At 35.5% G+C, this 21,368-nt stretch carries 22 protein-coding genes; 2 read left to right on the top strand and 20 right to left on the bottom strand.

Going from position 1 to position 21,368, the window contains the following annotated elements:
• Positions 1 to 210 precede the first annotated feature (210 nt).
• The 8 genes from ACFO3O_RS04890 to ACFO3O_RS04925 form a co-directional block, all read right to left on the bottom strand.
• Positions 211 to 729, bottom strand: coding sequence for a hypothetical protein (locus tag ACFO3O_RS04890; RefSeq protein ID WP_379977424.1), 519 nt, complete (start codon positions 727 to 729; stop codon positions 211 to 213).
• 78 nt (positions 730 to 807) lie between these two features.
• Positions 808 to 2,250 carry a S41 family peptidase gene (locus ACFO3O_RS04895; protein WP_379977425.1) on the bottom strand — a complete coding sequence of 481 codons (1,443 nt, stop codon included), beginning with the start codon at positions 2,248 to 2,250 and terminating at the stop codon, positions 808 to 810.
• A gap of 111 nt (positions 2,251 to 2,361) precedes the next feature.
• Complete coding sequence (locus ACFO3O_RS04900) at positions 2,362 to 3,270, bottom strand: class I SAM-dependent methyltransferase (RefSeq protein ID WP_379977426.1); 909 nt, start codon at positions 3,268 to 3,270, stop codon at positions 2,362 to 2,364.
• Positions 3,271 to 3,494: 224 nt separating this feature from the next.
• The gene (locus ACFO3O_RS04905) at positions 3,495 to 4,487 is read right to left on the bottom strand and encodes a redoxin domain-containing protein (RefSeq protein ID WP_379977427.1); all 993 of its coding nucleotides are present in this window, start codon (positions 4,485 to 4,487) and stop codon (positions 3,495 to 3,497) included.
• Positions 4,488 to 4,768: 281 nt separating this feature from the next.
• Positions 4,769 to 5,746 (bottom strand): D-cysteine desulfhydrase family protein, encoded by a 978-nt coding sequence (locus tag ACFO3O_RS04910; RefSeq protein ID WP_379977428.1) that lies wholly within the window; start codon positions 5,744 to 5,746, stop codon positions 4,769 to 4,771.
• A gap of 204 nt (positions 5,747 to 5,950) precedes the next feature.
• Complete coding sequence (locus ACFO3O_RS04915; protein ID WP_379977429.1) at positions 5,951 to 6,583, bottom strand: LysE family translocator; 633 nt, start codon at positions 6,581 to 6,583, stop codon at positions 5,951 to 5,953.
• Positions 6,584 to 7,022: 439 nt separating this feature from the next.
• Entirely contained in the window at positions 7,023 to 7,388 is a 366-nt protein-coding gene (locus ACFO3O_RS04920; protein ID WP_379977430.1) for an arsenate reductase family protein, read from the bottom strand.
• Positions 7,389 to 7,390: 2 nt separating this feature from the next.
• A complete protein-coding gene (locus tag ACFO3O_RS04925; RefSeq protein WP_379977431.1) occupies positions 7,391 to 7,606 on the bottom strand; it encodes a hypothetical protein in 216 nt (71 codons plus the stop codon).
• Between the two features lie 153 nt (positions 7,607 to 7,759).
• Here ACFO3O_RS04925 and ACFO3O_RS04930 point away from each other — a divergent pair, with 153 nt between their 5' ends.
• Together ACFO3O_RS04930 and ACFO3O_RS04935 are read left to right on the top strand one after the other, a co-directional pair.
• Positions 7,760 to 8,629, top strand: a complete 870-nt coding sequence (locus ACFO3O_RS04930) for a universal stress protein (RefSeq protein ID WP_379977432.1) — start codon at positions 7,760 to 7,762, stop codon at positions 8,627 to 8,629.
• A gap of 20 nt (positions 8,630 to 8,649) precedes the next feature.
• Complete coding sequence (locus ACFO3O_RS04935; protein ID WP_379977433.1) at positions 8,650 to 8,943, top strand: hypothetical protein; 294 nt, start codon at positions 8,650 to 8,652, stop codon at positions 8,941 to 8,943.
• 411 nt (positions 8,944 to 9,354) lie between these two features.
• Here ACFO3O_RS04935 and ACFO3O_RS04940 read toward each other — a convergent pair whose 3' ends face one another.
• The 12 genes from ACFO3O_RS04940 to ACFO3O_RS04995 all read right to left on the bottom strand — a co-directional run bounded on the left by ACFO3O_RS04940 (position 9,355) and on the right by ACFO3O_RS04995 (position 21,362).
• The gene (locus ACFO3O_RS04940) at positions 9,355 to 10,017 is read right to left on the bottom strand and encodes a CPBP family intramembrane glutamic endopeptidase (RefSeq protein WP_379977434.1); all 663 of its coding nucleotides are present in this window, start codon (positions 10,015 to 10,017) and stop codon (positions 9,355 to 9,357) included.
• Between the two features lie 92 nt (positions 10,018 to 10,109).
• Positions 10,110 to 10,946, bottom strand: a complete 837-nt coding sequence (locus ACFO3O_RS04945) for a LytTR family transcriptional regulator DNA-binding domain-containing protein (protein WP_379977435.1) — start codon at positions 10,944 to 10,946, stop codon at positions 10,110 to 10,112.
• Between the two features lie 242 nt (positions 10,947 to 11,188).
• The gene (locus tag ACFO3O_RS04950; RefSeq protein WP_379977436.1) at positions 11,189 to 13,003 is read right to left on the bottom strand and encodes an acyl-CoA dehydrogenase family protein; all 1,815 of its coding nucleotides are present in this window, start codon (positions 13,001 to 13,003) and stop codon (positions 11,189 to 11,191) included.
• Between the two features lie 437 nt (positions 13,004 to 13,440).
• Positions 13,441 to 14,631 carry an acetyl-CoA C-acyltransferase gene (locus ACFO3O_RS04955; protein WP_379977437.1) on the bottom strand — a complete coding sequence of 397 codons (1,191 nt, stop codon included), beginning with the start codon at positions 14,629 to 14,631 and terminating at the stop codon, positions 13,441 to 13,443.
• Positions 14,632 to 14,672: 41 nt separating this feature from the next.
• Complete coding sequence (locus ACFO3O_RS04960) at positions 14,673 to 15,032, bottom strand: four helix bundle protein (RefSeq protein ID WP_379977438.1); 360 nt, start codon at positions 15,030 to 15,032, stop codon at positions 14,673 to 14,675.
• 116 nt (positions 15,033 to 15,148) lie between these two features.
• Complete coding sequence (locus ACFO3O_RS04965) at positions 15,149 to 17,557, bottom strand: 3-hydroxyacyl-CoA dehydrogenase/enoyl-CoA hydratase family protein (protein ID WP_379977440.1); 2,409 nt, start codon at positions 17,555 to 17,557, stop codon at positions 15,149 to 15,151.
• On the bottom strand, positions 17,557 to 18,012 hold the full coding sequence (locus tag ACFO3O_RS04970; protein ID WP_379977441.1) for a MarR family winged helix-turn-helix transcriptional regulator: 456 nt from the start codon (positions 18,010 to 18,012) through the stop codon (positions 17,557 to 17,559). The genes ACFO3O_RS04965 and ACFO3O_RS04970 overlap by 1 nt, the downstream gene beginning before the upstream one ends.
• A 412-nt stretch (positions 18,013 to 18,424) precedes the next feature.
• On the bottom strand, positions 18,425 to 18,604 hold the full coding sequence (locus ACFO3O_RS04975; RefSeq protein ID WP_379977442.1) for a hypothetical protein: 180 nt from the start codon (positions 18,602 to 18,604) through the stop codon (positions 18,425 to 18,427).
• A gap of 207 nt (positions 18,605 to 18,811) precedes the next feature.
• Entirely contained in the window at positions 18,812 to 19,513 is a 702-nt protein-coding gene (locus tag ACFO3O_RS04980; protein WP_379977443.1) for a DNA alkylation repair protein, read from the bottom strand.
• Positions 19,514 to 19,550: 37 nt separating this feature from the next.
• Positions 19,551 to 19,967, bottom strand: a complete 417-nt coding sequence (locus tag ACFO3O_RS04985) for a lysozyme inhibitor LprI family protein (protein WP_379977444.1) — start codon at positions 19,965 to 19,967, stop codon at positions 19,551 to 19,553.
• Positions 19,968 to 20,134: 167 nt separating this feature from the next.
• Positions 20,135 to 20,722 carry a 2OG-Fe(II) oxygenase gene (locus tag ACFO3O_RS04990; RefSeq protein WP_379977445.1) on the bottom strand — a complete coding sequence of 196 codons (588 nt, stop codon included), beginning with the start codon at positions 20,720 to 20,722 and terminating at the stop codon, positions 20,135 to 20,137.
• A gap of 148 nt (positions 20,723 to 20,870) precedes the next feature.
• Positions 20,871 to 21,362, bottom strand: a complete 492-nt coding sequence (locus tag ACFO3O_RS04995; protein WP_379977446.1) for a hypothetical protein — start codon at positions 21,360 to 21,362, stop codon at positions 20,871 to 20,873.
• Positions 21,363 to 21,368: the final 6 nt, after the last annotated feature.

A 21,368-nucleotide genomic window follows, 5' to 3' on the forward strand; every position in this document is an offset into this window, starting at 1 on the left:
GCGAAGTATAGGTTGTTGTACTGTTTAAAACATAATCAGATATCGAATTACTGCTTCTCTTTCCTTTTTTCGATGTGAAACCGATCCATGCCACAATTGGCATTCAAAATTTCAATGTCTTCTCCATTTTCTCTTATGTATTCCAAAAACATGTTTTCATAGGCCATCCAATCTTTACCTACAGGAGCTTTGCGACAAGTTTCAACTAAGCTAAAAATTAAAGATCATACCACCTGCCTTTGCTACTATAGCTAAGGTTTTAACGCGTTCGGCGACTTCTCCATCAACTTTATTTAGGTTAGAAAACCCATATGCAGATTCTTTTAGAATTCGATTATAAGCGTTTTGAGTAGCAATTTCACCTTTATAGGAAGCCACGAAAAGAGTAAAATGCTCATAATAATTCGGTTCAGTATTTTTGGGGTAGTTCTTATTGGAATAGGCTATTATGTTTTCAAGTCCTTGGCTGTTGAATACCTCCAAATAGGCAATCTTCTCCAGATTTGTTATGTCAAATGAATGAACGCGGATATTTTCTTTTAAAACTGCTTTCGCGAAAAGCGCCACCGATGTTAAAGATGCTGTATTTGAGGCTGGTTCTATTTTTAGTTCAACTGTAGAGGTACTGATAACCGTCGACACTACGTCCGTTTCTTGTTTCTCATTATTTCCTTTACATCCGAAAAGAAGTAAAGTGATGATGATGAGGATGTTTTTTCGGAGGGTCATTTTTAGGCTAGTAAAGAACAGTATAATGTATTAACGGTATGAACTCCCTAAGATTATAAATACCTAAAAGTTGAGCAATCACTTTATCAAATTTTCAGAAATATATTGTAATGGATCAGTGGATGCATCAATCAAATAATCAGGTGCTACAGACTGCAAACCCTCTTCTTCATTATTGGCTATATTATAAACAGATGAAACTTGAAAGGTCAATTTTGAATTGGGTAAAGTAAAAGTAGCTAAAGCAAATCCGTTAAATGAATATAAATTCCCTGTTGGCTGACCAATGACAGTTCCCATCTTGTAATACTTAAACATTTCAGTAAATATGGATCCCGCCGAAAAGGTATTATGGTCTGTAATTAGATACACATCTCCAAGGAACCTTTCTTCCTCTGGCAAAGGATTTTTAAATTCATAATCGACTGTCACAACTTCATTGGCTGCAGCGCCATAAAAAACACTCGCATATTCATTAACCAAATAAATAGGTTTAAACCATCTTACGCTCTTTGGAACAAACTTCCGATCAAATGCTTCTTTAAATTCTGGAGTTATTTTCCAATATCCTTTTGATAGTTTTCTGTAGGGTTCTTTTGCAAAATACGCAGCTAAATGCTCACCGTAACTATCACTCCCGCCTTTATGTCCTCTAAAGTCTAAAATGAGATGGGATGCATTTCTTTCCTTTAATCGCTGAAAAGATTGTTTATAAAAGGCCTCTATTTCCTTTTCATCTCCGTTAAAGTCGGCTATTTTCATATAGCCAGTATTGTTTTCTAACAGTTCAAAAGAGAGGGAACTGTTTTCAGTAGATGTCGGTTTTTTTCGATTTTCCCAGCTTATTCCTTTTACAGTTATTGAATCTATAGTATTCAAATCATCAATTTGGTAATGGATGTTAAACTCAGCATTGATGTCGTATGTTTTCCATAAGTAAAACCCAAAATCATCTGAAATTTGATGACGCTTCAGTGATTGGGTTTCTTTGGTGGCATGTGTAAGTACATCTTGTATGATTTCTTTATCCGTTCGGCCATTTATTTGTTTTATTACTGCTCCTACGGGTAACATTTGTTCTAAGTGATCGCTATTTGATACTAGAATTTCATCAGCTTCAATATGTGCAGCCATAGGAAAGAAGAGTCGCTTTTTTTTGACATAATCGGTTAATACGTAGCTGTCTAGTGCATAGGAATGCGCATCGTTATACTGGACGATGATTTGATCGATGATTCGCCAAAATTGCATTGTTTTTAAACTATCTGGGAGCTGCTTTTTTACCGTTTCTATTTTTGATATGAAATGGCTTTTTTGGGTAAATCGGTAGGGATTTGGGTGTATTTTTTCAAAGGTGTGCAGTAAAGTATCTATATCATTTGACATCTCTTGCTTGCTCAAATGGTTGTCAATATCAACAAATTTTATAGATTCATCCAACGGTGCATCTGAGAGTGTCGCTAGATAGCCAATACTTACCAGCAGACCAATGATGAATATCCAACTAATTTTCTTTCTCATACTACGTATTATTAGGAGTGTAAAGCAAGCTTTGTATGCTTTCGCGAAAGCATATTTATTAGTACTCGAATATATTCCTTCTTTTTAAACAAAAAACCAGTAAAAACGAGATCATTTATTTTTCTTCTTTAAAAAAGAGGCATACATAATAGGGACTTTATTTTTTATCGCTTGTTCTTTCGTTATTTTTTCTGAGATGACTATTTTTTCTTCTAGAATTTCAAAACCCGCAGCGTAGACTATATCTCTAATTTCATTTTCATTCGAGAACAAATAAATATGATCAATCATCGGGGCATTTATAGGGGTGGTCATATAGCAAACGCCCTCATTCGATAAAAGTTCTTTTATTTTTTTAAGCAGTTGCAATGGATTTTCAACGTGTTCGATTACTTCGCCTACGGTGATAAAATCATAAGTTTCATTTTCTGAAAAATCAAAAATATCCTTTAAATAATAGTTGATATGGGGAGTGTTTATTATGCCTTTGGCCAGATCCAACGAACTCTGACTGATGTCTACCATATCAAATCGTTTAATGTCTGGAAGAAGTTTAAGGGCTTCACCTATAAACAAACCGTGACCGCCTCCAATTTCTAAATATGAATTTCTGTTTTTAATGTGTTTTTTTAAATTCTGTTTGAAGAAAAGGAATCTTTCATATTGATCAAACCAAAGAAATTGTGCCAAAACCAATCCATGCATATGGTATTTCATGATCTCAGGGTTGCCATAAATTCTTTTTTCAACCTCTTCAAAAGAGGTGTTTGAGTAGTGGCCTGTATAGATAAACTGATACCTTTCTTGAATCATATCTTCGAGTAAATGCAGGTAACAATCAACACTATACTCTAATGTTATGGCTTGCTTTTCTAAATAAGCTTTGTAGGTATTAAAAAAAGCATTGGCTTCCTTTTTAAAGGATTCATGCAGTGATGCAAGATTAGCTTTTAATTTTTGGGCATGCGCAGGATTTTTAGCGGTAATGGTAGTTAGAATGGTCTCTAGAGGACAGCTCATTGAATAATTGTTTATTAGTGAAACGCTGTTTTGTAAACTCTGAAAAGACGTATTCAAAATAGCTAGTTGAACTAATCCCGCTTTTCAGCGGGATCTAGGGTTTAATACTCTTTATTTTAAAATTATGAGGCCTTTGCAACGATACATCGCATAAAAGCCTGAGCGCATTTTGGTAACTAATGGAGGCGGGTATACTTACTTACACACCAAGTTGACAACTGGCTTTATTCGAGTATTTCTTTTAGTTTTTCATTTAATTGTTCACCTCGCAAATTCCTACCAATGATTTTGCCGTTTTCTGCAATTAAATAGTTGTCAGGGATTCCATTCACTCCATAAATCAGAGAAGCTTCATTTCTACTGCCTTTTAAATCACTTACGTGTTCCCAATCTAAGCTATCTTTTTGAATTGCTTTTAGCCAGTCTTCTTTGTTTTGGTCAAGAGACACGGCAAATATTTCAAAGCCTTTTGGGTTAAATTCTTTGTACGTTTTTACAAGATTTGGATTCTCTTGACGACAAGGGCCACACCAAGAAGCCCAAAATTCAAGAAGGACAGCTTTTCCTTTCAAGTCGGATAATTTTTTTAGTTGACCAATTTGGTTTTCAGATTCAAAATCTACAAACTGTTCTCCTATTTTTGGTTGTTTATTCAATTCAATATACCGAGCAATTTCTTGCCCGAACTCAGATTCTTTATTTTCTTTTGAAAATTGCTCATAAAGTTCTGTCGTTTTTTCTTTCCCCCAAGTGGTAGCGTAAATTGATAGCATTGAAGCACTTACAATACTACTTGGGTTGTTTTTGACAAATTCCATTTCTAATTTTTGTCTTTCACTACGCGGTAAGGTGTCTATTTTTTTATAAAGACTGGCGCTTAATTTTTCTGATTCAGAACCTGTAATCATAGCATTTCTGAAATCAGTGTTTGTAGCATCAAGAGTCATTGGTTTGTTTTCTGCCCAAAAAGCTGTATAATTTGAAAAATCCTTGTTATGAAGCCATAATTTCATGGGTGCTTTTGGTAGTTTTGTTGTAAACACGAACGCGTTATCTTTGATTTCTACAGAGTCTAATACTTTGTTATCATAGTCTAGATAAAGTAAACTACCATCTTCAAACCCATTAGTTGTTCCGCTCAGTGAGAATCCTGTTGTTGGTTTTTCATTACAGGAAATAATTAGTACTGTGATTATTGCTACTAGTATTTTTTTCATCGATATTTTTTTTTGTTTCTTATTTCAAATGATTAATTGAGAATATATTACTTAATGTATGGTATTTTACTTTTAACTTACATAAAAGTTACGCTTAGTCATACTCTTTGAATTTATAAGATACGAGCTTTTAACTCTCATGCTGTGCCTTTTGTAAAAGCTCCTTAAAAATACACATAATTAGTAATTTGTTATAGGTAAGGAGTTACCATTTGTCTCTATTTTACGAAATCATTTTGGATATGCGTGTTTCTAAATACGGTTATCGATGTTGATAGTATTTATTTTAGTTCATTCGCATATTTGAATAGGGCGGGCAACCCACCTGTATGCCAAAATAGTACATTCGTATTCGTAGGAATTCTTTTTCTTTTTAAGAAGTCTAGCATACCATAAAATGCTCTCCCCGTATATACAGGATCTAATAAAATACCTTCATTTTTTGCTAATTCTTTGATAACATTAATTTCATTATTAGTAACAATACCATAGCCCTCCTTATCATAATCTCTATTTAAGTAAATATCTGATAGCTGTATTTTTTTGTCAATATTCAATTTTTGTAATCCCTCTTGTACAATGTTTTCTACAACTTCTTCAAGAGATACTCCTTTTGTTTCATCTTTATCGATATTTATAGCAATAAACTCTGATTGTAATTGATAGATTTCTTTTCCAAGAATTAATCCTGCTTGTGTCCCTCCTGAACTAGATGCAAAGAAGATATAATCGATTTTTAATTTTTGTTCTATCAATTGCTCTTTTACTTCCTTCACAGCATTGACAAACCCCATAGCGCCTGTAAAATTTGAGCCTCCGTATGGAATTACAAAACATTTACGCCCTTTATTCTCAAGCTTTTTTTTTAATATTTCTACGTCTTCACCTTTTCTATTCTCACCAGTGAAATGGATAGCTGCTCCTAGGATTGATGAAAGTAATAAGTTACCATCATATACTTCAGGTTTTATACCTCCTAAAAGCAAATGACATTTTAGTCCAGCTAATGCACAAGCTGCGGCAGTTTGTCTACAATGATTTGATTGCTGTGCTCCGGCTGTAATGATGGTGTCACAACCTTCATCAAGAGCTTGTTTAATTAAATATTCAAGTTTCCTAGTTTTATTTCCACCAGAGGCTAGTCCAGTTTGATCATCTCTTTTTATGAAAATGGTATAGTCAGGATAAATTTTCGATAATTTTCTTAATTTGTGTAGTGGGGTTGGAAAAAAGCCTAGATTAAATTTATTATCAATCATTTTGTTATTTTATGAATTGGATCAAACACTTTATACATGAATAGGAGTGAGGTACGTAAGTCTGAACTAATCTATATTTTACACTGGTTTATGTTTGATTTTATTCGTTCAATTCTCTCCAGAGTTTCTAAGTGATATAAAAGGGAATAAATACACCATTTATTAAAATGAATTGCACAAAGGCTACTACTAGACTGAATCGGCTTATTTTGCCTTTGCTAATGCCATTTTCACAGCAAGTCCAGTTAATACAGAAGCCATAAACCATTTTTGAATTCTAAGCCAAATTGGTTTTTTTGAGAACCAACTTGCCATTTTGGCGGCAGATATTACAATTAGGAAATTAACCGAAAAGCTTATTATAATTTGTACGATTCCGAGTTGAAAACTTTGACCTAAAATAGAACCATATTCAGGTTTTATAAACTGAGGAAAAAAGGAAAGATAAAATATGGCCATTTTAGGATTTAAAATATTTGTAAAGAGTCCAATATTAAACAGTTTTAAAGGTTTGTCAGCTTTTAGATTTTGATCTGCATCAAATATTTTGTTCTTAGATTTAACCGTATTATAAGCTAGGTACAATAAGTATCCTACGCCGAGACATTTAACAATAATAAATGCATATGGTACGGCAAAAAATATGGCAGTAAGCCCAAAAGAAACCATAAGTATATGGAATAAAAACCCACACATAACTCCCACAAGAGATATAATTCCAGCTTTTTTTCCTTGCGACAATGATCTTGATATTAAATAAATCATATTTGGTCCAGGGGAGAGTACCATTATCAGTGCGGCTAACGCAAATAGAAGTAAATCATTAATTGGTATCATATTTCTACTTTTCAGTTTTTATTTTATCCCTTACACAACAATTTTGTTTATGATTTTGTCGTGTTTTAAAACGAATTTAGCAAATAAAAACTAAATAAAACATCTAGATCTACTACGCTTTTGTGCGTGGGAGGATTTTCAGAAGTAGGCAAGAATGAGTAATAACTTATAACATTGTGCCTGTTGCACAACGTCTGCTAAAAGTTCATAAAATAGTAACTTATTGTATGCAAAACTTTATCATTTATCAGGAGACATCATTTAATCATTTTTAGTAATTTCCGAGTTTAATACCATCACCATAAATGATTTGGTTTGTAATGCAAAAGGCGAAGAAATGACATTTTGGAGGTTTATAATGCATACTCCCCTAAAGTATGAAACCTATTACAGCGGACAAATGACTACTTATATAAAGATTTTAAATGCAGAGTCTTAACTATATTTTAATAATATCTGTTGGAGTTTCTACTAGAATGGTAATATCCCCTCTCAAGGCAATAGGCTGTTTCATTATTTTCGGATTGTGACGTATCATTTTAATCCAATCATCATCAGAAAAATTATGATGCTCAAAACTTGATGTATATGAGGGATGTTCTTGATTGACTAAATCTTTTATTTCTATGTGTAATCGGTCTGCAAGTTCCGCTATTTGCGTACCTGTAAGGCGTTGTCTTAAAATATCTATTTCCTGTATTGGTAAACCCTCGGCCTTGGCATAGGCCAAAGTTTGTTTTGCTCTTATAGATTTAGAACTATAAAATAGTGTTATTTGCCTGTCTGAAGTCGCTATCTCTCCCATGTCTATAATATATTCTTATGTTTTTCTAAATGATGCTCAAGCAATAGCTTTAAACTTTCTAGATATTCCTGCATAACCTCTTTATCAATATGTGGATATTTACTAACAGGCAGTGTTATCGGATTTTCATCTAAAGATCGATAAAGTTCTGGATAGTTAGTTTCTATGTTTGTAGTGAGTTGCGTTATTTCATTAAGTATGTTGTGCAAATCTTTCATATGGTATGGGTAAACTTAGACTTTAAAAATAATGTTGTAATCATTTAAAACAAATGATTTATATCAGGATAAAAAAACAAACTGATGTAAATCATTTATTTATACTTTAATGGCGTTTAATTTAGCATCATATAAGGAATAAGCAGATACAAAATGAAAACTATTCTATACGCCACCGATTATTCAAAAAACTCAATTGCAGCCCTAAAATATGCTCATGCAATGAGTTCGAAAATGAATGCGAGATTATTAGTGGTTCATGTATTTGATTATCCAACAATGTTGGACGATTTTAGCTTAAAAGGGGAAGATGCTTTTCCAGATATTGAAGGTGATGCATTTAAAAAGCATCACTCAAAACTTAACAGTTTTTGTAATGAAAACTTAAACAATGATTTAAAGGATTTAAATATTGAAATAGAAGCCATTGAAGACAAGTCGGTAGTAAAAGGGATCATTTCAAAAGCAAATGAGGTCGATGCCTTCTTAATCATTACAGGAATGAAAGGTGGAAGTGCATTACGAGAAATCATTATGGGTAATACGACCAAACATCTACTTGAAAAATCATCGTGTCCAGTTCTAACTATTCCTAGTGATGCAACTCATAAACAAATTGAAACTATAGTATATGCTACGGATTTTGAAGAAGAAGATTTTGGAGCCATTGATAAGCTTACAGAAATTGCTAAACCATTCAATGCGCTAATCAAGATAGTACATATTTCTCCATTGAAAGAAATGGTTGAAAAATGGCCAATCAAGGGTATAAAAGAAAAAATCCATAAGTATATCGAATATACCAATCTCGAATTTGACATTTTCTATTCAGATGATGTCTTTAATGATTTGAAAATATACTTAGGTAATTCAAATGCAGACTTAGTTGCCATGCTTGAACGCGAAAGTAAAAGTTTGACATCAAAAGTATTTCATCGAGATTTAGTAAAAAGAATGGAAACTTATGGTAAGATTCCTTTGCTAAGCTTTAACGCCAAAAATTATGGTGCTTTCCATCTTTAAAAACGTAAAACAATTGTAAAATGTCCAGAAGAATATTTAGAATAGTTATTGCAATCGCGATTGCATTATGGATTTATCTTTTTGTAACAAAAGATTCTTTTTCAAAAAGTTTTTTAATCATTGCCGCAAGCATTGATTTTTTAATATTTAGTCTTGGTATTCACGGATTGATAGCGCATTCATTAAACCCAAAATCTAAAGGTGAATTAATTACGTTTCCCCTTTTGATGTGGGTGCTTTGGGCTGTACTATTTTTAGTATTTGTATTTTTTGTTATTCCTGTATATTGTCCTGATTTCTTATTGGAATTATGATGTTTAAAAACATCTAGTCTTTATTTGTAGGCTTCCCCTTTTTAGGACACCTCTAAATTTGAATTTGAACAGTCCTATTTTTAGGGAAGCTTACATTTTGTTATGAATATGGCTTTTTAGATTTAAAAGAAAATCAAAAAGAAAAATATCTTTTGGTAACGTGGCAAGCATATATGGATTAGATATTCCTTTTATGATATGTATAGTAGAAAATACATTACTATACTTATGTGGTAATTTGTAGGTATACGCTTTCGCGAAAGCAAACTTAAGTTTTTCAGAATGGTTTATTTTTTATGACACATCTTTTGTATGCGATACCTAATTGATACACATAGTGTTTTTTTCTACTAATTTCATAAAATGCAAAAGAAATAACTGTAACAACGACGCTAATACCAATAACTTTGGTTAAATCCATCCATTATACATATAAATGACGGCAATCGTATCGAAGAAGCCATGTATGGCAATATTAAACCATAAGTTGTATTTTCTTTTGTAAAAGATAAATGCAAGAATCATCCCTATAATTCCAGTAACAATTTGTCCAGTAATGCCCTGGTAACTATGCAAGTAACCAAACACAATACCAAATAGGATAATATTCACTACAAGTACAGGTATACGATCTCCAAAAAAGCGAACAAAATGTCGCATAAAATAGCCACGCCATATAATTTCTTCACCAAAAGCGGCAGAGATCCAAATGTAAACCAGTAGTACGGCACAGGCAGGAAGATTACCTATAAGTGAGCTAAACTCTGAGTAGTCTATAGGTTGTCCAGTGAGTTTTGTGGTTCCAGGAACTAAAGCATATGCATAAAACATAAATAGTATAATGGCAAGAATTGGGGCGTACACAAAAAACTCACGTTTCTGATCTTTAAAATTTGAGATTCCTAATGATTTAAATCCATCGCTACCGTAACTAATAAAACTTGCTAGGATAAGGAGAAGCGTTGCAACAATATTGGTAAAATTCCCTAAACCTAAGGGTACCGTAAATATAATACCGATTATAATAGCACTAATCAGAGGGACAATTTTTGTTTTTAAAAGAGATGTTTTCATTGATTTTTAGTTTTAATTACAACAACGAAGTAATCACTTTCTTCTCACGTGATACCAGTAATAGTAGTCAACTTGACCGAATGGTCGTGTTTTTATGACCCAATGGTAGATACGATAGGAGGGATATTATCAAACCATAACAAGAAATCTTTTTTCTTGTATCTACTCACTACTATTTTTAATTGCTCTTGCTCTTGAAAATAAGGAGTAATTAGTACCACTAACTTTCCATTTTCTATCGCTTTTACTTCTTTGACTGCTCGATGCTGTATTAACACATTTCGAGATGCTCTAAAAAAACCATAAGTTTCAAGCTTTTCCTCAAGCATTTGGAGTGTAAAATCTGTAGCGCTTATAGTTCCATTTTCTTCTATAAGGTATACTATTTTGTGCACGCTATAACTATAGGAAATCTCTTTAATGGGGATCACTTTTTTGCGATTTCCATAAGCAACTACTAACGTTCCTTGGTCTAACGTATTTTTATACAAAGTATAGATCTCTAATGCATACACGATTGTAATAAGTATTGTACATATGGCCAGCGTGATTAATAAACCTATAACTAAGGCATACAAATCAAAATCATTACCTTCTATATTTCCAAAAACATAAAACATAGGTATATAAAGTAAAGTGATAATACCTAGATTCACACATAAAAAGCGTACTCCTAGCGTAAGGGTCACTTTTTCTTTAAAGACGTGGTGTATAAAATAGTTATAAACAAACTCTGTAACGATAAGGATAACGATTCCTAAAAAAATAGAAGTAAAAACTCCATAGAACGGGAAGCGATAAGACTCATGAAAAGGGAAATGGTCTTTACTTGTGAGATGATTTGCTACTAGGGCAATAAAAAGGAGTATTAATAACTGTTTTCCCCAACGACGGAATTGTTTTTTTAAAGTGCTGTCTATTACTAACAAGAAAAATGAATTTTAAATGCATGTCAAATATGCTTAATTTTTAGGATATTCAGTGTAATTAATTGCTAAAAGTTACTGTGTTAGTTTTCGCGAAAGCGAGCTTAAAAAGAATATAGAGAGAATAGAATATAGAGTTTAAAACCTAGACTTATGAGTAGAAACTCAAACAACAAAAAAGCCACTTCATCGCGAAGTGGCTTTTTAAAAATAAACCTTGTTGTTTTAAAAAGACAACATACATTTTATCCATCAAAACGATACTGTCCGTGTTCTTCTAGATCGGCAGCAATTTGATTACGTAACGCAATCACATTTGGCTGATTTTGATATTTGGTAAAACGCTTCAGCCCCATGAGCATCATACGCTGCTCATCGCCTTCGGCAAAAGAAACAATCGCTTCTTTGGCTTTGGTTTGGATGATGTCTACCGCATTAAATAAGTACAGCTGACACATGGCAATTTGTGTTGCTTGTGTGTCTACGCCAAAACGCTTAGCGTTTTTCTCCGTACGTAAGATGGCACTTTCTGCCATATAGATTTCAATTAAAATATCGGCAGCACTCATTAATAACTGTTGGTGTTCTTCTAACTGTGGTCCGTATTTTTGAACCGCAGCACCAGATACCATTAAGAATACTTTCTTCAATTTAGCCAATAGCGCTTTTTCTTCCGAAAGAGTTTCTGAGTAATCTGGGGTTTCAAACGAAGGAATACCAACCAATTCTTCTCCTACAGCTGTTGCAGGGCCTAAGAAGTCAATATGACCTTTCATGGCTTTCTTTACGAGCATCCCTACAGAAAGCATACGGTTAATCTCGTTGGTACCTTCATAGATACGTGCGATACGGGCATCACGCCACGCCGATTCCATTGGCGTATCGGCACTAAAGCCCATTCCTCCAAAAATTTGAATTCCTTCATCTGTCGTTTGCTGTACGTCTTCAGATACAGCTACTTTTAGGATCGAACACTCAATCGCATATTCTTCTACACCTTTTAATTCGGCTTCTTGGTGGGTATTTCCAGCTGCTTCTCGTAAAGCGATACGATCTTCTATATTTTTAGCCGCACGATATGATGCAGATTCATCTACATACACATTGGTGGCCATAAGCGCTAACTTCGCTTTGATTGCGCCAAAATCAATGATACGGGTTTTAAACTGGATTCGATCTTTGGCGTATTTGATAGACTCATCAACGATACGACGTTGTGCATCTAGACAAGCCGCAGCCAATTTAATACGACCAACATTTAAGGCGTTCATAGCAATTTTAAATCCATTTCCACGCTCAGAAAGCATATTTTCTACCGGTACCACCGTATCATTAAAAAATACCTGACGGGTAGAGGAGGAGTGAATCCCGAGTTTCTTCTCTTCATCTCCCATAGAAATACCGTTGCTCGGATCATTTTCTACAATAAAACCAGTAATATTTTTATCATCTTCTATACGTGCAAATACAATGAACATATTACAGAACCCCGCATTGGAAATCCACATTTTTTGTCCAGAGATTTTATAACTCTTTCCGTCTTCAGACAATACGGCTTTGGTCTTCCCAGAGTTCGCATCAGATCCTGCACCAGGCTCTGTCAAACAATACGCGCCAAACCACTCACCAGTCGCCAATCTTGGGACATATTTTTTCTTTTGCTCTTCATTCCCATATAAAGTAATTGGCATCGTACCAATCCCTGTATGTGCACCAAAGGCCGTACTAAACGATCCTGTGGCTCCAGAGATGTAATCACACACCAACATGGTCGATACAAAGCCCATTCCGAGTCCGTCATACGCTTCGGGTACGGCAACACCTAGTAATCCTAGTTCGCCAGCTTTGCGCATACACGCTTCTGTAAAGGCATAATCTTTTTGCTCAAAACGTTCCCAATGTGCCCAGATCTCACGATCTACAAACTCTTTGGTACTGTCACGCATCATTTTTTGTTCTTCTGTGATGTCTTCAAGGGTAAATACATCTTCACATGCGGTTTCTTTCACAAGGAACTGCCCGCCACGTAGGATTTCTTTTTCTGTTGCTTCTGTGCTCATTTTGTTGTCTATTTATTTTAAAGAGTATAGAAAATAGATAATAGAATATAGATGCTATTTTGAATTAGATCTGAATTATCTATATGTTATGTCTCCGATTTTTATTATTTTTTTTCGCTTTCGCGAAAGCTTACTTTTGTTTTATAAGAGTATAGCACATAGAATATAGAGAATAGACACTATTTAAGTAGGTCTGAATAATCTATATGTTATGCTTTCATATTCTCCATTTTTATTATTTTTTCGCTTTCGCGAAAATTCACTTCATTTATATAAAATTAAGTATTACTCTATTTTTTTGAATACAAATTTGTCTATAATCTATGCTCTATTATCTTTATTCTTCTTTACGCTTTCGCGAAAACTTACTTCATTTATATAAAATAGAGTAATACTCTATTTTAAGTCTATGTTCTATACTCTAGAATCTATATTCTCTATTTCAAAAACTCATAAATCCCAGCCGCTCCTTGTCCGGTTCCTACACACATAGTGACCATCCCGTATTTACCACTCATATCACGTTTACGCATTTCGTCAAAGAGTTGCACCGATAATTTTCCTCCTGTACATCCTAGTGGGTGACCAAGGGCAATCGCTCCTCCGTTTACATTCACAATACTCGGATCGAGGTCTAACTCACGAATAACCGCCAATGACTGCGAGGCAAAGGCTTCATTTAACTCAATCAGCTCAATATCTTTTTGTTGTAATCCTGCTTGTTTTAAGGCTTTTGGCACAGCGGCTACAGGACCAATTCCCATGATACGTGGCGGTACTCCTGCTGCCGCATAGTTGACCATACGTGCGATAGGCTCTAGGTTTAATTCTTTCACCATCTCTTCGCTCATCACCAGTACAAATGCCGCTCCATCACTCATTTGTGAAGAGTTTCCTGCGGTAACGCTTCCGCCAGCTGCAAATACAGGGCGTAATTTGTTTAATACTTCGATGCTTGTTCCTGCACGAGGGCCTTCGTCTTTAGTAACAGTGTAGGATTTGGTGGCTTTTTTTCCGTTTTCATCTACATAGGTCTGCTCCACATCAATCGGTACGATCTGATCTTGAAAACGGTCTTCGGCGAGTGCTTTTAAGGCTTTCATATGGGAGTTGTACGCAAATTCATCTTGGTCTTCACGAGAAACCTTATACTCATTAGCTACGGCTTCGGCGGTATTTCCCATGCCCCAGTAGTAATCTTCATGTCCTGATTTTACGATATCGTAATTTAATTCAGGTTTAAAGCCTGTCATGGGCACAGAGCTCATCGACTCGGCGCCTCCTGCGATGATACATTCTGCCATTCCTGATTGGATTTTGGCAACGGCCATTCCAATAGTTTCAATTCCTGAGGAACAAAAACGATTGACAGTTACTCCTGGCACGTCAATGATGTCTAATCCCATTAGAGAGATCAAACGTGCCATATTGAGTCCTTGTGAGCCTTCTGGCATCGCATTTCCTACAATCACATCATCGATGCGTTTTTTGTCAAAGTTGGGTAACTCATTCATCATGTATTGAATGGTTTCTGCAGCCAACTCATCTGCTCGCTTAAAGCGAAATACTCCTTTTGGTGCTTTCCCTACGGCCGTGCGGTAGGCTTTTACTATGTATGCTGTTTTCATCTTTATATAAGATTATAGAATATGGAGTATAGAATATAGACTTAACTGTCTAACCGATCTATGAAAGCTCCAATCATTCTTTGTATTTGCTGTATTCTATCTATTAATTCCTTGTAATCTGTTTCTGTAATATATCCTTGAATATTTGCAATTTCTAGTTGTGTTTCCCATTCGTATGCTGATCCTAAACTTGTCTCCAAATATGTTTTAAAATGCTTATCTGTTGACTTAGCAGTTCCTTCAGCTATATTTGATGGAATAGAAATAGCACTTCTATTCATTTGGCTTGTTAAATTATAGAGTTCTGTTTTTGGAAAGGTTTTAGTTAATTGATAATTTAGAGAAACAAAGACGACTCCGTCTTTCCAAATTTTTAAATTCCTAAAATTATGTCTCGCCATCTATGTTCTCTATAATCTATGCTCTATTTTCTATATTCTTTTTAAGCTTTCGCGAAAGCAAAACCTTACCATTTTAATTTCTTTATTCCTCTCCTTTGGGGAGGCTAGGTGGGGCTTTAGTTTCTCAACGGTTTCCCTCGCTTCAACATATGCTCAATACGCTCCAATGTTTTACGCTCAGTGGTGAGGGACAAGAAGGCTTCACGTTCTAGATCCAGTAAGTATTGTTCTGATACTTGGGTGGGTTCTGAAAGGTCTCCTCCTGCCATCACATAAGCGAGTTTATCGGCTATTTTCTTATCGTGTTCTGAGATATAATGGCTCGCTTCCATACTGTCTGTTCCAACTAAGAACATTCCTAAGGCTTGCTTTCCTAAAACCAACACGTCATTTCGTTTTACAGGTTGTGTGTAGCCTGCATCTGCCATGATTTTAGCGTGTGCTTTTGCAGTCGCAATCTGACGGTCTTTATTGACGACCACAATGTCTTTACCTTTCTGTAAAATCCCTGTGTCATACGCTTCATAAGCAGAGGTGGATACTTTTGCCATTCCGATGGTCAGGAAGTGCTCTTGAAGAACATTCAGCTCTACATCTCCTTTTCTAAAGGTATCTGAAGCACGCAATGCCATTTCTTTAGAACCTCCACCGCCTGGAATTACACCAACGCCAAACTCTACAAGTCCGATATAGGTTTCGGCAGCAGCGACAACTTTGTCTGCGTGTAGTGATAACTCACATCCACCTCCTAAGGTCATACCGTGTGCGGCAGAAACGGTTGGAATAGCGGAGTAACGCATACGCATCATGGTATCTTGGAAATACTTGATCGCCATATTGAGTTCATCATATTCTTGCTCAACGGCCATCATAAAAATCATCCCAATATTGGCACCTACAGAGAAGTTAGGTCCTTGATTTCCTACAACAAGTCCAGCGAAATCTTTCTCAGCAAGATCAATTGCTTTATTAAGACCAGCGAGTACATCACCCCCAATGGTGTTCATCTTACTACGGAATTCTACATTTAAGATCCCATCACCTAAATCTTGTACAGAAACGCCTGAGTTTTTATAGACTTCGGTTTGTTTTCTGATATTGTCTAGGATGATAAAGGCATCTTGTCCTGGTACTTTGGTTTGTGCTTTGGAAGGGATATCATAAAAATGCGTTGCGCCTTCTTTTACAGTATAAAAGGTGGTGCTTCCTGAAGCGATCATCTCTGTCACCCATGAGGCAACGTCCAGTCCTTCGGCTTTCATTAACTCTATTCCTTTTTCTACACCAATGGCGTCCCAAATTTGGAAAGGTCCGTGTTCCCATCCAAAACCAGCTTTCATGGCATCGTCTATTTTATAGAGCTCATCGGTGATTTCTGGAATACGGTTTTGAACGTAGGCAAATAGGTGTGCAAAGGACTTGCGATAGAATTCGCCTGCGCTGTCTTTTCCGCCAACGAGTACTTTGAAACGATCGGCTACATTGTCGATCGTTTTTGTTAATTCAAGGGTGGCAAATTTTGCACGTTTATTAGGGCGATATTCTAAGGTATCTAAGTCTAGCGAAAGGATTTCTGTTTTCCCTTCGGCGTTTTTTGTTTTTTTATAAAATCCTTGTCCTGTTTTTGATCCGAGCCATTTGTTTTCCATCATAGTATTGATGAAATCGGGTAGGGCAAAGAGTTCTTTGCGCTCGTCTTTGGGACAGTTTTGGGCAATTCCGTTGGCAACGTGGACTAAGGTATCCAGTCCGACAACATCTACCGTACGGAACGTCGCTGATTTAGGGCGTCCAATTACGGGACCAGTTAATTTATCGACTTCTTCTACGGTGAGTCCCATTTCTTTTACAGCATGGAATAGGCTCATAATAGAGAAGATTCCGATACGGTTTCCGATAAAGGCAGGGGTATCTTTGGCGACTACGGAGGTTTTTCCTAAGTATTGCTCTCCGTAATTGTTTAAGAAGTCTAATACGCTCTGATCGGTCTTGGGACCTGGAATGATTTCAAATAACTTTAAGTACCGTGCAGGGTTAAAGAAGTGTGTACCACAGAAATGTTTCTGGAAGTCTTCGCTTCGGCCCTCACTCATAAAGTGAATAGGAATTCCTGAGGTATTTGATGTAATAAGCGTTCCTGGAGTTCTATGCTTTTCTAGATTCTCGAACACTTGTTGTTTGATATCTAGACGCTCTACAACCACTTCGATGATCCAATCGACGTCTTTTACTTTGGCGATATCGTCTTCGAGGTTTCCGGTAGTGATACGTTTCGCGAAAGCGGTATGATAAATAGGAGAGGGCTTACTTTTTAAAGCAGCAGTTAGTGAGTCGTTCACCATGCGGTTACGCACTACTTTGTGCTCTAAGGTAAGTCCTTTAGCTTTCTCTTTTTCGTTTAGTTCGCGTGGAACAATGTCCAAAAGGAGCACATCTAGACCAATATTTGCGAAGTGGCAAGCGATGCCGCTTCCCATAATTCCGCTACCGATGACGGCTACTTTTCTTATGATACGTTTTGCCATTATTTATGTATAGTTTCTTCTTTATTAAATATTTTCTTGTTTTGTACTAAATCATTTATCGTCTCTATCACTTTATAAAACCCTAGTATTTCTTCTTCTGAAACGTGCTCTCTTACGGTAGTGTTAAACTGAAGTACGTGGTCTTTTGCATATTGACGTTTTAATTTCCCCTCGTCGGTAAGGTGTATTAAAACACTTCTACCATCGGCAGGATTGGGTCTACGCTGAATGAGATTTTTTTCTTCCATCGCTTTTAGTGTGCGGGATAGGGAAGTAGCTTCCATTCCCATGCGAGGTCCCAAGGCTGTAGAAGGAGTTCCTTCTTCTGGGTCTATACTTAACAAAGCAAAGGCATGTGCCATGGTTCCGTCGTACTTAGATGCCTGTTCATTATACATTTTTATAACTGCTTGCCAAGTATATCGCAAACAAAAATCGATAGTTTTGTCTCTCATAGGGATGATTGGATTCGAAATCGTTGTAAATATACATAAAATTACTATGCATGCATAGTAAAATGAAAATAAATTTCACAAAAGAAGAAGATTTGTGAGATTATAAAGGAGATTCTATTAAGAATTTGCGCTCATTTTTTATCGTAAATTACGATTATATCATGTATAGCTAGGGAATTTTGAGAAAAGTGTATTTTGTATTTTTCTTAGAAATTGTATGAAGTATAGATACTTACTATTATATAAAAAGTGTATGCCCTTTTAGAAAAGTGGTTTTGAGTACGTTCTTGCTTACCAGCTAGGCATTTTTGCAAAAGCGTATAATGAATCATTAATTTGTGTAGTCTTATAAAATAATGAAGAGGTTAACTACTGTGATAACCTCTTTATATAGTCCGTCTATTTTTAATAATTAATAGGCACAGCATATACAATGTCCATATACTGGATGTGGATAGTATCCTTGATTACAAGGTCCTCCTTCATTGATGTATGGATTATTACAGGTGTCTCCTTTGCTGAGTCCGCCATTAACCTCTCGTTGTTGTTCTTTGGATACGATGTTTCCGATGTTTTTAATTTTTTTCAGCATGATGTGTTTTTTTTAGTTCGTAAATATTTAATTGTTAGTCCATTAATAATTAAATATAAAAACTATAGTCATAAATACAAGAGAATTACTGTTAATATAAATTACTGAATTACAATTAATTACATTTTTTTTGGTTTTATGCATTTTTACGTTACTATTTTAAATAAAAATAGCTGCAAGTTGTTAATTTTTAGAATCTTATGTTTTTTAACGTAATTTCTTAAGTGCTTCTTGTTCGCTCAAAGGCGAAAGGCTATGTTCAGAGACAAAAGTAATCACTGCTTGAGGATTTGTTTTTGCATATTCTCGCAATGCCCAACCAATAGCTTTGTTGATGAAGAATTCTCCTGTATTTTTATGTTTTAGACATAGTTGAAATAGAAGATCAGCATTGGTTTCTTTTTTGTAGTCTAATTGAAAAAGAATAGCGCTTCGATTCAGCCATAAGTGGTCGGCATTACTAAAGCTTTGTATGATGCGTGTTGTTTCTTTTGGGAATGATTTTAAATACCCACCCAAGTGATGCTTGGCGATCATATCTACGGTATCCCACCAAGAATGTGTGATAATGAGCTGTTGAATAAAAGTAATGTCTTCTTTTTGGAATTTCTTTTTAAGGAACCGAGTTACGAGTTCTATTGCACAATAGTGGAGTTCGCGTTGGGGTTGTGTGTATAGTTCTTTTACAATAGTGATAACTGTAGGTCTGTCTAATTGAGATTTATACGTGTCTATGGTTGTTTTAAGAATGGCTTTACGTTGTGGTGCTTTGACCCCAAAAAAGGAATATCGCTCTCTCATATAGATGTTCATCTCTTTTGCCTGTGCAGGATTTGCAGCAGCTGTGAGTTGTGCTATGAGATCGGTTGTGAAATTCATTTGTTGATAGGCTAATGATCCTGGTATCATTCGTTTTTAATAAGGGATATGTTCATTTAGTGCTCATTTAGTGCTCGTTTAGTTCTTCGTGTAGATCTATTAAGTACAACACACGTTCTCTTAAGTGTCTTTTTTCAAAACTTAGCGCAGCGGCTCTTGCCATGGTTCCTCCTTGGTAGTTTTTTTGGTAATAGGAATAATACATGTTAACTTCTGCTTTATGAAACGTATTCCAAGTGGTCTGAGATGCTTCAAGCAACGTAACATCTAAAAGTTCAGGATTTTCTCGTAAGCGTTGCAGTACGATTTCCATTTCGGATTGCCAAGCGTCAAGTGCTTCTTTCTCACAATTGATTGATCCGATAGTTGTAGGTGTAGCATTTTCTATACATCTATTATTTTCACGATCTATAGGATGTATTTGGTCTTGACCAAAGCTCTGAGCTCCTATTAAAAGCACAAGACTAAGAATAATGATTTTCATATGTGTTTTTTAAAAGTTTAAAAGTCTAAATATTGACGAAATCTAGGTTTCTATGTATATTATAACCTTATTCTATGCTGTGTTTCTTTACGATTAATAGGTATAAAATTAATTGATTACTAGCCTAAGAATGTTTAACTAATTATAAACGACCAATAGCGAGAATACTACCTATACGGAGGGCCAGAAACCCAACCGACAATAGATTGACGTACGCCTTTGGTGATAGGAGTGACGCGATGCATAATAAAAGAAGGAAACACAATGATAGTTCCTTTTTCTCTTGGTGCGTTGACGACTTCTTTGTTAATCATAAATTGTAAATCACCACCTTCATATTCATCAGGATCAGATAGCTGAATGGTCATGCTTAATTTTCTAGCTGAAATTCCACCAGGGCCAAAGTCCATGTGCCAATCAAAAAAATCACCTGTTGAGTAGCGGGTGAGTTGCAACTCTTGGTGAAAACCTAACAAATCAAACCAATATCGCTCGTTGTTACAATTCATCGCCAGCCCTGCTAGTTTATTATAGACCCACTTATTTTCATCGGTATCATCTATAAACATCACAGAACTCTTTCTCAATGAATCATCTTTAATATTTTGATCAGAAACGGTGGCTTCTACCGTTTTTTTATCATCCCAAAAGTGGAGGATTCTATCTATTTCGTGTGGTAGAAATAAGCCTTGATAGTAGACATATTCGGCAAAGTTATGTTTGAGAGGAAGACCAAAGGAATAGTTGATTGACATAGAAAATATATGGGTGTTATAATAATACATTAAAATACTACGTACCTAAATCTATAAAGATATAAAAATTGTGGTGTCCGCTTTCGCGAAAGCGTATAATTGCGAACATTACAAAAAAACAGCTACTTTTAAAAGAGCCTATAGTAGCCTACCGAAGCCATTTTCTCATGAGTGGGAATTCTTCTTTGGTACACAAAGACATCCATTCCAAAAGGGGTAAGCCTGTATAAATATGATTATTGAATTGTTCGATAATCCACTCGGAATCATTTTTATATCCACTTGCGTGAAAAACAACATGGAGATCAAGCTCTAGGTGTCGTGCAGCGGCAAAAGACCAAAGAATCGTTGCAATTTCATCACCACTTGAAGGCCACTCTGGATCCATATTTTCTGTTCCTATCAAAGGGCGTAATGCTTCTTCTGTAACAGCTATATGTCCAGCTTCATGTAATAGATCACCAGGATATTGTAATTGTGCTGGGTCCATTAAAATACTTCCTCCTTGAAGGCGTAGCCCAGGTAGAAAGGTGTCCTTAGGGAGGGTTTCTTTGACCACGGGAATCCGAATTGATTCCAGAAAATCAATGATTTTTTCACATAATAGTTGATGAGTTCTCGTGTTTTTTTCTTCAATCATACAAGG

The sequence above is a fragment of the Dokdonia ponticola genome, assembly GCF_042653865.1.
Taxonomy (GTDB): Bacteria; Bacteroidota; Bacteroidia; order Flavobacteriales; family Flavobacteriaceae; genus Dokdonia; species Dokdonia ponticola.

Excerpts from the sequence above, each read along its gene's own strand:
- ACFO3O_RS04890 (WP_379977424.1), bottom strand. The coding sequence starts at position 729 with ATGACCCTCCGAAAAAACATCCTCATCATCATCACTTTACTTCTTTTC.
- ACFO3O_RS04895 (WP_379977425.1), bottom strand. The coding sequence starts at position 2,250 with ATGAGAAAGAAAATTAGTTGGATATTCATCATTGGTCTGCTGGTAAGT.
- ACFO3O_RS04900 (WP_379977426.1), bottom strand. The coding sequence starts at position 3,270 with ATGAGCTGTCCTCTAGAGACCATTCTAACTACCATTACCGCTAAAAAT.
- ACFO3O_RS04905 (WP_379977427.1), bottom strand. The coding sequence starts at position 4,487 with ATGAAAAAAATACTAGTAGCAATAATCACAGTACTAATTATTTCCTGT.
- ACFO3O_RS04910 (WP_379977428.1), bottom strand. The coding sequence starts at position 5,746 with ATGATTGATAATAAATTTAATCTAGGCTTTTTTCCAACCCCACTACAC.
- ACFO3O_RS04915 (WP_379977429.1), bottom strand. The coding sequence starts at position 6,583 with ATGATACCAATTAATGATTTACTTCTATTTGCGTTAGCCGCACTGATA.
- ACFO3O_RS04920 (WP_379977430.1), bottom strand. The coding sequence starts at position 7,388 with ATGGGAGAGATAGCGACTTCAGACAGGCAAATAACACTATTTTATAGT.
- ACFO3O_RS04925 (WP_379977431.1), bottom strand. The coding sequence starts at position 7,606 with ATGAAAGATTTGCACAACATACTTAATGAAATAACGCAACTCACTACA.
- ACFO3O_RS04930 (WP_379977432.1), top strand. The coding sequence starts at position 7,760 with ATGAAAACTATTCTATACGCCACCGATTATTCAAAAAACTCAATTGCA.
- ACFO3O_RS04935 (WP_379977433.1), top strand. The coding sequence starts at position 8,650 with ATGTCCAGAAGAATATTTAGAATAGTTATTGCAATCGCGATTGCATTA.
- ACFO3O_RS04940 (WP_379977434.1), bottom strand. The coding sequence starts at position 10,017 with ATGAAAACATCTCTTTTAAAAACAAAAATTGTCCCTCTGATTAGTGCT.
- ACFO3O_RS04950 (WP_379977436.1), bottom strand. The coding sequence starts at position 13,003 with ATGAGCACAGAAGCAACAGAAAAAGAAATCCTACGTGGCGGGCAGTTC.
- ACFO3O_RS04955 (WP_379977437.1), bottom strand. The coding sequence starts at position 14,631 with ATGAAAACAGCATACATAGTAAAAGCCTACCGCACGGCCGTAGGGAAA.
- ACFO3O_RS04960 (WP_379977438.1), bottom strand. The coding sequence starts at position 15,032 with ATGGCGAGACATAATTTTAGGAATTTAAAAATTTGGAAAGACGGAGTC.
- ACFO3O_RS04965 (WP_379977440.1), bottom strand. The coding sequence starts at position 17,557 with ATGGCAAAACGTATCATAAGAAAAGTAGCCGTCATCGGTAGCGGAATT.
- ACFO3O_RS04970 (WP_379977441.1), bottom strand. The coding sequence starts at position 18,012 with ATGAGAGACAAAACTATCGATTTTTGTTTGCGATATACTTGGCAAGCA.
- ACFO3O_RS04975 (WP_379977442.1), bottom strand. The coding sequence starts at position 18,604 with ATGCTGAAAAAAATTAAAAACATCGGAAACATCGTATCCAAAGAACAA.
- ACFO3O_RS04980 (WP_379977443.1), bottom strand. The coding sequence starts at position 19,513 with ATGATACCAGGATCATTAGCCTATCAACAAATGAATTTCACAACCGAT.
- ACFO3O_RS04985 (WP_379977444.1), bottom strand. The coding sequence starts at position 19,967 with ATGAAAATCATTATTCTTAGTCTTGTGCTTTTAATAGGAGCTCAGAGC.
- ACFO3O_RS04990 (WP_379977445.1), bottom strand. The coding sequence starts at position 20,722 with ATGTCAATCAACTATTCCTTTGGTCTTCCTCTCAAACATAACTTTGCC.
- ACFO3O_RS04995 (WP_379977446.1), bottom strand. The coding sequence starts at position 21,362 with ATGATTGAAGAAAAAAACACGAGAACTCATCAACTATTATGTGAAAAA.